Below are 12,723 nucleotides of genomic sequence, written 5' to 3' on the forward strand. Positions count from 1 at the left end.
GAGTGGGATAATGGATAACAAGCCCAAAATGACAGCGATGCAGCGCAGGCTGCTGTTCGGAGCGGTTTTCCTGATGGCGACTTCTTCCATCGGACCCGCGTTCCTGACACAGACCAGCGTCTTCACCGAGCAGTTCCTCGCCAGTTTTGCATTCGCGATACTTGCTTCAATCGTCATCGATATCGGGGCGCAGCTCAACATCTGGCGCGTCCTCAGCGTCTCCGGGAAGCGGGGGCAGGATGTCGCCAATGATGTCTTCCCGGGGCTCGGTTATGTAATCGCGTTCTTCATCGTGCTTGGAGGGTTCGCATTCAACATCGGCAACGTGGCCGGTGCGGGGCTCGGCTTCAATGCCATCTTCGGATGGGACCCGAGGATCGGTGCGGCGTTGGCCGGCGTCATCGCCATCGTCGTGTTCCTGCTCAAGAACGGCCGGGCGGTCATGGACATCATCATCCAGATACTCGGCGTACTCATGATCGGCATTACAGCTTTCGTCATGATCAAATCCGATCCCCCGTACGGGGAGGCAGCCTATCGCGCCGTCATGCCTGAAGAGCCGCTGGCACTGTTCCTGCCGGTGGTCACATTGGTCGGCGGAACCGTCGGCGGCTATATCACATTCGCAGGCGTCCACAGGCTGATAGAAGCGGGTATGACGGGACGTGAGAATTTGGGCTTTGTCAGCCGTGCCGCCAATTATGGCATCTTGACGACTGGCGTCATGCGCATCTTGTTGTTTCTCGCAGTCCTCGGTGTCGTATCCGGTGGTGTGGCACTCGATCCTGACAACCCACCGGCATCGGTCTTCCAGATCGCGCTTGGCGACATCGGCATGCAGGTGTTCGGTATCGTGCTCGTGGCAGCGGCGCTATCTTCAGTCATAGGCTCCGCCTATACAAGTGCCTCATTCCTAAAATCACTGCACCGCGTGTTCGATGAATATAACAATATTGTAATCATTTCCTTCATCGTCATCTCCACCATCATCTTTACGTTTGTGGGGCGACCGGTCACATTGCTTATTCTGGCAGGCGCCTTCAACGGCCTGATCCTGCCGTTGACCTTAGGGGCGGTGCTGGTTGCTTCCCGCAAAAAGAAAGTGGTTGGAGAGTATCACCACCCAACCTGGATGATCGTCTTCGGTATCATCGCCATCATCATCACAATCATTGCAGGAGTCATGTCGCTGCAGGGTCTGCAGGACTTATGGGTGAACTAGAGGAGAGATACCATGGAAGCGAAAGAACTTAGAAACCAGATCAGAAATGGCATATTCAATAGGACGACGTCAGGGGCGGCGGGCGACCATGTGCAGGCCAACGTCGTCATCCTGCCAAAGCGTTACGCATTCGATTTCCTTCTGTATGCAATGCGCAACCACCAGGCCGTTCCCATCATCGAGGTGCTAGAGGATGGCCGGACGGAGAGTGTTTATGCAGAAGGATCGGATATCCGTACTGATGTGCCACGCTACAATATATATCGGGACGGTAAATTATCGGAAACCGTCGACGACATAAGCGAGTGGTGGCAGGACGACTTTGTGACGTTTCTGATCGGCTGCAGCTTTACTTTCGAGCAGGCCATCACTGGTGCCGGGTTTGAGATGAAGCACATCATGCAGGGCAGGAATGTCGCGATGTACCGCACCAACATCAAAACCGTGCCGGCAGGCATCTTCAGTGGTGAACTTGTGGTTTCGATGAGACCGTTCAAGAAAGATAGTGTAGAACGTATAGCCGAGATCACAGGCAAGTTTCCGGATATGCATGGCCGTCCCATCCATCATGGCAATCCTGGAGGGATCGGAATCATCGATATCGGAAAGCCTGACTACGGCGACAGTGTCGAGATTGAAGAGGATGAAGTGCCTGTATTCTGGGCGTGCGGCGTCACACCACAGAACGCTGCATTGAATGCCAGACCGGAAGTGATGATCACCCATGCTCCAGGGCATATGTTCGTCACGGATATATACAATGAAGAATTTAAAGTTCAGCGACCTGAGTAAAGGCATTGCACCGCTTCAAAAAGGTTGGATTCAATACATTTAGATTAAATTTAATGTTTTTTTGAGCCAAGGGGTTGCGTTATCATCCATCATGGCTTATAGTACAAATATATTAAATTTAATATAATTGAATTTAAACTAATTTTAAGGGTGTGCAGATATGGTGAATATCGACCCGCGCATCAAAGCCTTCACCGTCTTCATCAAGTCTTCACAGTCCGTCCAGAAGCTGATCAAACAGGATTTTCTGAAGAAGGAGATCAATCTGAATGAGTATGCAGTGATGGAACTTCTCTACCATAAAGGGGAACAGCCGATTCAATCCATCGGGAAGAAGATTCTGATGGGTAGCGGCAGCATCACATATGTCATCGATAAACTGGAAGAGAAGGGTTTCTTATACAGGAAACCCTGTGAAAAAGATCGACGGAAAATGTTTGCCTGCATCACTGAAGCGGGTACGCAATATATGAATAGACGCGTAGCAGAACAGGAAGCGCTGATTCATACCATTTTCGATGAATGGACGGATGATGAAGTTGAAGAGGCGATCGATCTGTTGAAACGTGTCGGTCTGCATGCAGAAGGATTATTGAAATGAAGCTTGTGCCGCGCACAGGCTTTAAAAAAACTAATTATCTCTAATTGAAGATAATAATTGGGCAAATCATATAAAAGGAGTTTTTGAAATGACTGAAGGACTACTCGGTATTCACCATGTTACAGCGATGACGGACGACGCAAAGCGGAACTATGAATTCTTTACTGAAGTACTCGGCATGAGATTGGTCAAAAAGACTGTGAATCAGGATGATATCCACACCTACCATACATTTTTCGCGGACGATGTAGGGTCTCCCGGTACAGACGTAACATTCTTCGACTTCCCGAATATCCCGAAAGGGTCACCGGGTACGAACTCGATTTCACGTATAGGACTCAGAGTGCCAGATGACGCGGCACTGGAATATTATTTGGAGAGATTCGAAGAATTTGATGTAAAAAACGATGGCATCAAAGAGATTTTCGGGAAAAAAGTGCTGCCGTTTGAAGAGGCGGATGGCCAGAGGTATCAGCTGTTCTCCGATGAAGGGGATACAGGTGTGGCTCCCGGCATACCATGGAAGAACGGTCCGGTGCCGGAAGATAAAGCAATCTATGGTCTGGGGCCGATTGAAATCACGGTAAGCTACTTCGATGAGTTCAAGCAGATCCTTACAGGAATCTATGATATGAAACCGGTTCTGGAAGAGCAGAATGTAACGCTGTTTGAAGTCGGTGAGGGCGGCAATGGCGGTCAAGTAATCTTACGAAAAGACGAATCGGCTCCTGGCCGTCAAGGTTATGGACAAGTCCACCATGTGTCATTCAGGGTGAAAGATCACGAGACAATCAAAAAATGGGAAGAAAAATACAATCACAACCGCATGGGACACTCCGGTAACGTAAACCGCTTCTACTTCGAGGCACTGTACACACGGATTGGTGACATCCTGGTCGAAATTTCAACCGACGGGCCGGGGTTCATGGGTGATGAACCATATGAGACGCTCGGCGAGAGCCTTGCCTTGCCACCGTTCCTTGAATCACAACGCGAAGAAATCGAAGCGCAGATACGTCCTTTCGATACAAAGCGTTCTTAATGTGCATATAGGAGGAATTGACCAAATGGAAGCGATAAGAAGAATCCATCACATCAGTGCCATAGTCGGTGACCCAAATGAAAACCTGAAATTCTATAGGGACGTTCTGGGTCTGCGCCTCATCAAGCAGACAGTCAATTTCGACGACCCGGGCGTCTATCATCTCTATTTTTCAGACCACGATGCGACACCAGGAACAGTCATCACATTCTTCCCATGGACCAATGATCGCCGCGAAGGCAGGAAAGGCAGCGGTCAGGTGGGCAGGATCGCCTTCAGGGTGCCAAAAGGCAGCCTTGGTGAATGGCAGGACCACATCAGCAGTCAGAACATTGATGTCGAAGTGACTGAACTGTTCGGGAAAGACACCCTGGAATTTGAGGATACACATGGGCTCGAACTCGCCCTTGTAGAAGGGGAAGCGTCTGCTGAAGACAACGCGATTCAAGGATTCCACGGTGCTGTGCTCCTGTCCGCTGATCCCAGCGGCACGAAGGCGATGCTGACTGATATGATGGGCTTGACGGAGCTCGATTACGACGGCCAGAATCTCCATTTCGAGACAGTTGGTGAGGAGAAGCATCATATCATCACAGCAATCCCGCCGCTTGCCCCAGGCAGGTTCGGCATTGGTACAGTGCATCATATCGCATGGTCTGTACCGGATATGGGTGTGCTCAATGACTGGCAGGCTGCACTGAAAGATGAAAACTTCGGCGTTACTGAAATCAAGGACAGGCATTACTTCAATTCCATCTATGTGTCTGAAAAGGGGCATGTCGTATTTGAATTTGCGACTGCTGGTCCGGGATTCGATAGGGATGAAGATAAAGATGCCTTAGGCACCGCCCTGAAGTTGCCGCCGCAATACGAGCATAGGCGTGGGGAGTACGAAAGTCTGTTGCCGAAGTTGGATGTATAGATATGCGCAACATGCTGAACTTCGCGCCGCATGAGGTGACGGCAAAAGAGAAAAAGAAGTTTATGATCGGTTCCGTCATCCCAAGGCCGATTGCTCTGGTATCGACGCAGTCCGGGTCAGGGGTCGTCAATATCGCCCCGTTCAGCTACTTCAATATCGTCACCTACAATCCACCCATGCTCTCCATTGCGGTGCAACGGGCGGACGGTAATTCGAAGGATACTGCAAGGAATATCCTTGAGAGTGGGGAAGCGGTTGTGCAGATGGTCGATACAGAAAATGTAGAGTCGGCCAATGCCGCTTCAGCTCCCTTGGCGCCCGAGGAGAGCGAGCTTGATGTTTCGCAGTTTACGGCAGTAGCATCCGATTCTATTGGAGTCCCAGGTGTGAACGAGGCCAAAGTACGCTTTGAAACAAAATTATACGATTCGATTGTAATCTACAATGATGACGGTATTGCCACAGCAGATGTCCTGCTCTTGAAGGTGCAGCACTATCATATAGATGATGGCATATACCAGGACGGCTATATCGCCCCTATAGGATTAGGTGCCGTAAGCAGGCTCGCAGGCAATGATTACGCAGAAATAGGACGTATGTTTACAGTAGAAAGACCACAATGATAAGGAGATGACCGGTAATGGAACACTTATACAATGAAAAGAAGAAAGGTGCACCAGTATTCGTCCTGCTTCACGGTACGGGCGGTACAGAAAGGGATCTGCTGCCGCTTGCTGAGCTGTTGAACCCCGAATATAATGTCTTGTCTGTTCGGGGGAATGTACAGGAGAACGGCATGAACCGCTACTTCGAACGTCACGGGGAAGGCAAGTATGATTGGGAAGACCTTGAATTCCGTGGCAATGAACTTTATGAGTTCATCGTTGAAAAGTCTAAGGAGCATGATTTCAAACTGGAAGATGTCGTCTTTGTCGGCTTCTCCAATGGCTCCAACATCGCGATACAAATGATGCTTCAGCAGCCAGGGACCTTCAAGAGGGCGGCCTTGTTCGCGCCCCTCTATCCGGCAGATGTAGAAGAAAAGCAGGACTTCAATGATGTGGACGTATTCCTATCCCTAGGCAAAGGTGACCCGATTGTGCCTGAAGCGGAAAGCGATCGTGTGATCAACCTGTTTGAAGAACGCGGTGCAGACGCCACGGTGACATGGGTGAATGGCCACAGCCTGACCCAGGATGCCGCGATGGAAGCGAAGAACTGGCTGAATGGATGATTGGGTGCCAAGATGCGGAATGAATGGAGAGTGAGTGTGGAAAATGGGATTTCTGGATAAATTATTAAACAGGTCAAAGGAGAATGAATAAATGGAAAATGTTAAAGTAGCAGTTATATTCTACAGCATGGGTGGTACAAATCTTCAGATGGCGAAATGGAGCCAGGAAGGTGCAGAAGCGGCAGGTGCAGAAGTCAGGCTCCTCAAAGTCGATGAACTGGCACCGCAATCGGTCATCGATGCAAATGAAGCATGGAAAGCCACGTATGAAGCAACCAAGGATATACCGACTGCGACATCTGAAGATATAGAGTGGGCGGACGCCATCATCTTCAATACACCAACCCGTTTCGGTGGCATGGCATCACAGATGAAGCAGTTCATCGATACACAGGGCGGCATATGGGCCCAAGGCAAGACGATCAACAAAGTCGTCAGTGCGACATCTTCTGCGCAGAACCCTCATGGCGGTCAGGAGGCGACCATCTTGAACCTCTATACGACAATGATGCACTGGGGCGCCATCATCGTGCCGACAGGCTATACGGATGATACGCTATTTACAGCAGGCGGCAACCCTTACGGTACAACCGTCACCGTCGGACCAGACGGCAAAATGATCGAGGACGTTGAACCGGCAGTGAAGCATCAGGCGAAACGGACGGTTTCCGTTGCACAATCGATTGCAGCCAACCGATAAGGCCATCAATGAGCAGCACACAACACTGATCCCGAAGGGTTTGATATAGGGAAGAACCCAATGGGGCGGGGCAAAAGACTGCCCATGATCTGAATAGTAGATCATGGGCAGTTTCTTTATGCTATATGGTATTGATTTCTTCTATCTGTCCTTCGCTGTCTATAAGCAGTCCGTGCTGTGATGCGGTGAGCAGGTCCCGATATATGCGATTCAATGGACTGTCTTCCATGATCATATCCATACCTAAGTGGCGGTAGAGCTGTTGAATACCACTGACTGCAGCATGTGCGACTATTTTACTGTGGTCGGATACGGCGTCGAGGATTTCATCGTCAAGAACCTTGCCGTCCATATGGGCCTGCCATGACGTTTCGACGACATCGTAGTATGACCGACGTGCCTGCATGAATGATGATTCATTGGCATCTAGAATATCCAAGGTGTGATGATGGCGCCTTGCATCTGCTTCCCTGCCGGATGCGAGTTTTGATTCGATATGCTTGCGGGCCGCTTCATAGAAGTGGCGTGCCACCCCAATGACGGTGGCGGCGATATTTGCAGATGCAAATGGCAGGAACGGATAGTGGTAGGCGGGATGGTCATAGTAGAAGTGCGGGGCAGCGACATCAAAGCGGCGATGGGCTGGGACGACGGCTTCTGAAACATGAATGGTATGGCTGCCGGTGGCCTTCATGCCAAAGGCGTTCCAGTCTTCTTCTATGGACACCTGTTCTGGTGTAAAGGCGAAGGCATATAATGCACCATCGTCTTCATCCTCTGAAGCTACCCTGCAAGTGGCGGTGAACAGGTTTGCATGCAGGGCGCCGCTTGCATAGGGCCAGGTGCCGTTGATGATGTAGCCGGAGCCTGTTTTTCGGGCCGTGCCGAGCGGCCGGTCGCTGCCTGCTATAAAGAAGTCCCGGGCCGTGAAGAATTCTTTGACGGCTTTTGGTGATAACGTTGCGGCAAAAAATCCCGCTCCAGAGCCGATCTGCACCAGCCAACCGAAGCTGCCATCGGCATAGGCGGCGGTTTCGAATGTCTGCAACGCTTCAGGTAGAGGGGTCGTACTGCCACCCAATGCCTCTGGCAGAAACAGTTTGAAGAGGCCTTCATCATAAATATATTCGAGCATCTTTTCGGTGAGACGGCCGCTTTCCTCCATCATTGCAGAGTGTTCCCTTATTTCAGCAATCGTATTTTGGCCGATCATTGTGAATCGCCCTCCCTCAACAACAGGTAGATTTCCCTTCTTAGCTTGGTGAATGTATCTTCCAATGTGATGTCATGGTGTCTTGGGCGTTCAAAGGGCACCTGGATTTCCTTGATTATCTTTGCTGGCTTATCGGACAGTATCAATATGCGGTCCGACATATAGATTGCTTCTTCTATGCTGTGGGTGATGAACAGTACGGAGCGGCGGTCGGTCTCCCACATCTTGAGCAGCCAGTCCTGCATATCAAGGCGGGTGAGTTCATCGAGCGCACCGAACGGTTCATCAAGCAGCATCAACTGTTGGGGGCTGAGCAGGGAACGGATGAAGGCGACCCGTTGCCGCATGCCCCCGGACAGCGTATTGGGGTAAGAGTCCTCATATCCGCCAAGCCCTGCACGCTTCAGCCACTTGCGGGCCCTCTTGCGATCGACACTGCCGTTTATTTCCTGGACCAACACAAGGTTATCCTCAATCGTGCGCCATGGCAGCAATGAATCCTGTTGGGGCAGGTAGCTGATGTTGCCACGGGTGCCGTTGACCCGCTTGCCGTCTATGAAGATATCTCCCTGATCCGGTTCGATCAGCCCACCGATCAGGTTGAAGATGGTGCTCTTGCCACTCCCCGAGGGCCCGAGGAGGGTAACGAACTCACCGTCCCTAATGGTGATGGAAAGGCCATCCAGGACGTCGATATCTTGTGTGCCTTTGAATGTGTGGGTCAAATCTTCTATGCGCAATTTAGCCGTCATCCCGTTCACTCCCTTTTGTTTCCGTATTCCAAGGTATCATCCATTTTTCAAGAAGCAGAATGAACCCGAACAGAATCATGCTGATCAGCATAATCGCAAAAATCGATACAAACACCTGATCTGTCCTGAAAGCGGAGGAGGCGACCGTCATAAAGACGCCAAGCCCTTTTTGGGCGCCGAGCCATTCGGCGATTACTGCCCCCATCACGCTGTATGTCGCAGAGATCTTCAGACCGGAAAAAAAGTAGGGCAGGGCGCTTGGCCATTCCAGCTTAAAGAAAATCTGCCGGCGGTTGGCACCGATCATGCGCATATAATTGAGAAGCGCCGGATTGGTCTGCCTGAACCCGTCGATCAGGGAAACGGCGATCGGGAAGAAGCATACGAGTGTGATGATCAGTATCTTCGGCAAGGCACCGAATCCGAACCATAGTACGAGCAGCGGAGCCAGTGCAATGATCGGAATGTTCTGCGACAAGACCATCAATGGATAGACGGCCTGCCTGACCTGGGGGATTAGATGAAGTCCGACAGCCAGAATGATGCCGACCGAGGCACCGATGGCGAACCCCCCGAGTGCGATCAGCACGGTGGAGAGACTGTGATCCAGCACGCGCGGATAGATCTGCATGCCTTCTTCCACTATTTGGACCGGACTCGGCAGCATCCAGCTTGGGATGTCAAACAGCGAAGCGGCCAGTTGCCAGACGGCGAGGATGAGGATGATGACGGAAACGGGCGCCACAATATTCCACGAGAATAGGCGTTTCATCATCTAATCATCCGAGTCCTCAGGGAGGAATTCATTGGTATAAGCCGCCTCGACATCCAGCTCCGAATCAATCAGCTCATTCTCATACATCCAAGCCATATAGTTCTGCCACACATCGTGCTCCTGGCGGCCCCAGTATGGGGCATCCCCCTGGTAGACGTCAGTCAACCATTTCTGGCTTGCCATGACAAGCTCTTCATCGAGATCCGGTTCTGCATCGATCAGATGCTGGGCTGCCTGTTCAGGTTTGTCCATGGCAAGTTGGTAGCCTTTGGCAGTCGCTTCTGTAAAGGCCTCGACCATCTCCGGATCTTCTTCAATCAACTTTTCATTGGTGATCATGACAGGCGTATAGAAATTCAGCGCATCGGAATACTCGGTGAATGAAATCGTATTGAGCGGAAAATCCCGAAGTTCCGCTTCAACACCTGTCCAACCGTAATAGATCCAAGCAAAATCAACGTCACGCTGGACAGCAGTGAAGAAATCCGTCTCCCCGATGTTCAGGATATCGACTTCATCTATATCGGCACCATCCGCCTTCATGATGGAGGCGATGGTCTCTTCTTCAATTGGAGAGCCGTAGCCGCCGTAGGTGTGCCCTTCTAGGTCGGCTGGAGTCTCAAGACCGTATTCCTTCGGGGAGGCAAGATAGGATGTATTATCCTGGATGATGGCAGCAATCGATACGATGGACACACCCTGCAACCTCGATTGGGTGACATTTTCCTGGGCGCTGATGCCGAAATCCCCATTGCCGGTGGCAACCGTCTGTTCCGCCCCTGCTTCACCAGGCAGGACGATTTCGACGTCCAGCCCCTGCTCTTCGTAATAGCCTTCTGCTTTTGCGGCATAGATGCCGGTATGGTTTGTATTTGGAGTCCAGTCGAGGACGAAAGTGACATCCTTCAATCCGTCTTCACCCGTCGATCCCGTGTCTTCCCCTCCGCCGCAGGCGGACAGGAACAGTATTGCAACCATGGAATAGAACATTCTTCTCATAATATATTCTCCTCTCGAAAATGGCGGTGTCTGGTGACCATTCTTGAAATGGACATAAAAAAACACCTTCCGTATCTGGAGGCGTCAAAGAGCAGTGGAGGCGTGGTGCCTAGTACCTGGCAAGGACCAAAACCGCCACACATTCCCTACGCTGGTATTATCCAGATCAGGTCAAAGGGTCAGGATGCATCCTTCTCAGCCATTGCTATGGCTCCCCCATGTATCACTATTATTTTCTTAACACAGTATAACATGATGCGGGCGGGGGTTAAAGCTGGAAGGGGAGTGTGGACTGATTTGAAGAGGAAATGATAAATCGAAAATGAAGGCTGACGGCATAAAAATATTTCTCCGTTCTAAAAGGACTGGGAATCACTCGATATTAACAATGGGAAGACAGTTCGAAAATCGATCATTTTATTCGATGGAATTAACAGAAGGAGGGGGCATAACTTGCCTTTAAATACTTTGTAGATCTTATTTTATTTACGAGGCAACGTGAAAATGCTATAATATAAGTAATCAAACATTGTTGCTTTACATGGCACACCAAACCCCCAATCTATGGCAGTAGATTGGGGGTTATTTGGTGTTATCGGTATAGTCATCTAGTCAGTCTTCACGATTATCCAACCAATACGAGAATAATGTGATTACTGCACCGACTAAAATTGGTGCAATAAGAAACTCAAACATTGTTGCAAACATGGTGTCACCTCCTTCCATGCTATCCGCACAGAAGTGAACTAGATGACCGCATCAATTTTATCATATAAAACGTTTTTGAATACATCGCTTTTATATAGTGAAGACTAATCTAGAGTGTCCTTGATTCTGTAGATTGTCTGTCGTGTAACCCGACCTCTTTGGCAATTTTAGATATGGCAATATTTTCATTCAACTGAGAAACGACACGATGATAAACAAATAGCTTTTGAAGATCTTTGGTATTTGGGAAATAAAGTATTGGTCGTCCTTTATAGATTCCCTTGCTTTTTGCTAATTTAATGCCTTGGGTTTGACTGCGCGTTGACTCCGAACGCTCCTGTTCTACGATCATGGCCAGGATTTGGATAATTTGATCTTTAATAAATTTATCCAACAAAGGGTTACCGATTGCTTTACTCATTATAGGCAAACTTGTGATGACAAGCTGGACATCCTTCTGTTTTAAAAAATTACAGTATCTATCACTTCATCATAATTTCTTCTTAGACTATCAATGGATTCTACGATGAGTAGATCTCCTGAACGCACAAAGTCTAAGACTTCTTTAAAAATACTTCGCTCATTTACGGTGGCGCCAGACCTCTTTTCTGAATGTAATTAAAATACACCCTAATCACACACTCTGAATCCAGTAGTATCAACACCATCACACTGTCTATTTATAAGACTTTGACTTCAATCTGACTATCACTTCTGCCGATAAATTGCATATATTTTAAGTGTTGATTTGCACATTAAAACTTAAAACCCAACTGTCATCGTCAGAAAATATAAGCTGGGTTTCTTAACTATAGCGCAAGTTATCGTCTAGATCAGTGCAAAATAATTCCGAAAGTGCCACCTATCACATCTCTCATTGACTCAATCCACGTGAGAATCCCTCCTAAAATAGATAGAGAAGAACTGTCTTAAAGAGTGCAGTCTTTGGTATATTAGAAATATCATACATGGAGGGGGAGTTTAATGGAAATACTTATGGAAATACTTACTGAATTATTCGGTGCACCAGGTATTGCTGGTGCCATGGGAGCAATTGTTATATTTTTTATAAACTTGAAATTCGCGTATATTTCCATATTTCAAAAACACAAAAATACATTCTAATTACTGATTTATTCCAATTTCCTTTTTGAGTGTGATGCGTTGCGCCCTTAAAAATCCTAAGAGCCCTACCAAGCGGAAGTTGATAGCTGTCGCTACCACTTCGCTTGCGCTCTCAGTGTATTTTAAGGCCTGTCACGCATCAAAAAGTTTTCTCGGCATAAAGCTAGAGTATATATTATCTTATATATCAATGTACTTATTTATGTACATCCGAATAAAGGTATAACATCCTAGATTTATTTTATAAGTCATTAAAGAGTGTGGACTTGCAGTCGACTAAAACCAGTTTTTGCTCAACGCAAAAAAGAGCGGAAAGAGCGGCTTGAGGCGCTCTAAAATATTATGATTACATAGAAAGTAGTTCTATCTATATAAATAATTTTATAATTTTGAGTTTATATAATACCCAAGAGCCATAAGAATAAAGAAACTAAAGAACATTACAAAATTACCAAAAACTAACCAATAATTTTTAGCTAAAAGTGCAAAAACTAATCCAAAAGGAGCAATGATAAAAGTTAAAATCCAAAATGGGCTAGGGACTTGAAAAATCACATTTGGAACCCAAATTACAATACATAATACAAAGCAAATCAAAGAAAATACTTTAAACTTATTTTGCAATATTCCCCCTCCTT

15 protein-coding genes, 1 pseudogene and 1 riboswitch are annotated in these 12,723 nt (G+C 48.2%); of the genes and pseudogenes, 9 read left to right on the forward strand and 7 right to left on the reverse strand.

Annotation, left to right across the window (positions count from 1 at the left end; translation table 11 throughout):
• Positions 1-10 precede the first annotated feature (10 nt).
• The 8 genes from ACZ5LF_RS03260 to wrbA all read left to right on the forward strand — a co-directional run bounded on the left by ACZ5LF_RS03260 (position 11) and on the right by wrbA (position 6,513).
• On the forward strand, positions 11-1,222 hold the full coding sequence (locus ACZ5LF_RS03260) for an NRAMP family divalent metal transporter (RefSeq protein WP_380569796.1): 1,212 nt from the start codon (positions 11-13) through the stop codon (positions 1,220-1,222).
• A 12-nt stretch (positions 1,223-1,234) separates the two neighbouring features.
• Positions 1,235-2,014: a putative hydro-lyase gene (locus ACZ5LF_RS03265; RefSeq protein WP_380569797.1), complete on the forward strand. Its 780-nt coding sequence runs from the start codon at positions 1,235-1,237 to the stop codon at positions 2,012-2,014.
• Positions 2,015-2,174: 160 nt separating this feature from the next.
• The gene (locus tag ACZ5LF_RS03270; RefSeq protein WP_380569798.1) at positions 2,175-2,615 is read left to right on the forward strand and encodes a MarR family winged helix-turn-helix transcriptional regulator; all 441 of its coding nucleotides are present in this window, start codon (positions 2,175-2,177) and stop codon (positions 2,613-2,615) included.
• Positions 2,616-2,703: 88 nt separating this feature from the next.
• Positions 2,704-3,657, forward strand: coding sequence for a ring-cleaving dioxygenase (locus ACZ5LF_RS03275; RefSeq protein WP_380569799.1), 954 nt, complete (start codon positions 2,704-2,706; stop codon positions 3,655-3,657).
• Between the two features lie 25 nt (positions 3,658-3,682).
• Positions 3,683-4,579, forward strand: coding sequence for a VOC family protein (locus tag ACZ5LF_RS03280; protein WP_380569800.1), 897 nt, complete (start codon positions 3,683-3,685; stop codon positions 4,577-4,579).
• Between the two features lie 2 nt (positions 4,580-4,581).
• Entirely contained in the window at positions 4,582-5,202 is a 621-nt protein-coding gene (locus ACZ5LF_RS03285) for a flavin reductase family protein (RefSeq protein ID WP_380569801.1), read from the forward strand.
• Positions 5,203-5,219: 17 nt separating this feature from the next.
• Positions 5,220-5,813, forward strand: coding sequence for an alpha/beta hydrolase (locus ACZ5LF_RS03290; protein WP_380569802.1), 594 nt, complete (start codon positions 5,220-5,222; stop codon positions 5,811-5,813).
• A gap of 91 nt (positions 5,814-5,904) precedes the next feature.
• Positions 5,905-6,513: an NAD(P)H:quinone oxidoreductase gene (gene wrbA / locus ACZ5LF_RS03295; RefSeq protein WP_380569803.1), complete on the forward strand. Its 609-nt coding sequence runs from the start codon at positions 5,905-5,907 to the stop codon at positions 6,511-6,513.
• A gap of 121 nt (positions 6,514-6,634) precedes the next feature.
• Here wrbA and ACZ5LF_RS03300 read toward each other — a convergent pair whose 3' ends face one another.
• The 6 genes and pseudogenes from ACZ5LF_RS03300 to ACZ5LF_RS03325 form a co-directional block, all read right to left on the reverse strand.
• Positions 6,635-7,726: an acyl-CoA dehydrogenase family protein gene (locus ACZ5LF_RS03300; protein WP_380569804.1), complete on the reverse strand. Its 1,092-nt coding sequence runs from the start codon at positions 7,724-7,726 to the stop codon at positions 6,635-6,637.
• Positions 7,723-8,478 (reverse strand): ABC transporter ATP-binding protein, encoded by a 756-nt coding sequence (locus tag ACZ5LF_RS03305; RefSeq protein WP_380569805.1) that lies wholly within the window; start codon positions 8,476-8,478, stop codon positions 7,723-7,725. Before ACZ5LF_RS03305 ends, ACZ5LF_RS03300 begins: the two co-directional genes overlap by 4 nt.
• Complete coding sequence (locus ACZ5LF_RS03310; RefSeq protein WP_380710003.1) at positions 8,468-9,250, reverse strand: ABC transporter permease; 783 nt, start codon at positions 9,248-9,250, stop codon at positions 8,468-8,470. Before ACZ5LF_RS03310 ends, ACZ5LF_RS03305 begins: the two co-directional genes overlap by 11 nt.
• Before the next feature lie 3 nt (positions 9,251-9,253).
• The gene (locus tag ACZ5LF_RS03315; RefSeq protein ID WP_380569807.1) at positions 9,254-10,252 is read right to left on the reverse strand and encodes an ABC transporter substrate-binding protein; all 999 of its coding nucleotides are present in this window, start codon (positions 10,250-10,252) and stop codon (positions 9,254-9,256) included.
• Positions 10,253-10,378: 126 nt separating this feature from the next.
• Positions 10,379-10,480: riboswitch (TPP riboswitch) on the reverse strand.
• Positions 10,481-10,864: 384 nt separating this feature from the next.
• Positions 10,865-10,978: a type I toxin-antitoxin system Fst family toxin gene (locus ACZ5LF_RS03320; RefSeq protein WP_380569808.1), complete on the reverse strand. Its 114-nt coding sequence runs from the start codon at positions 10,976-10,978 to the stop codon at positions 10,865-10,867.
• An 86-nt stretch (positions 10,979-11,064) separates the two neighbouring features.
• Positions 11,065-11,578, reverse strand: a pseudogene (locus tag ACZ5LF_RS03325) (recombinase family protein); the annotation flags it as partial.
• 366 nt (positions 11,579-11,944) lie between these two features.
• On the opposite strand from ACZ5LF_RS03325, the gene ACZ5LF_RS03330 reads away from it, so the two are divergent.
• Positions 11,945-12,085 carry a hypothetical protein gene (locus tag ACZ5LF_RS03330; protein WP_380569809.1) on the forward strand — a complete coding sequence of 47 codons (141 nt, stop codon included), beginning with the start codon at positions 11,945-11,947 and terminating at the stop codon, positions 12,083-12,085.
• Positions 12,086-12,466: 381 nt separating this feature from the next.
• Here ACZ5LF_RS03330 and ACZ5LF_RS03335 read toward each other — a convergent pair whose 3' ends face one another.
• Complete coding sequence (locus tag ACZ5LF_RS03335; protein WP_344700759.1) at positions 12,467-12,709, reverse strand: hypothetical protein; 243 nt, start codon at positions 12,707-12,709, stop codon at positions 12,467-12,469.
• Between the last annotated feature and the right edge of the window lie 14 nt (positions 12,710-12,723).

The organism is Salinicoccus siamensis, from assembly GCF_055391965.1.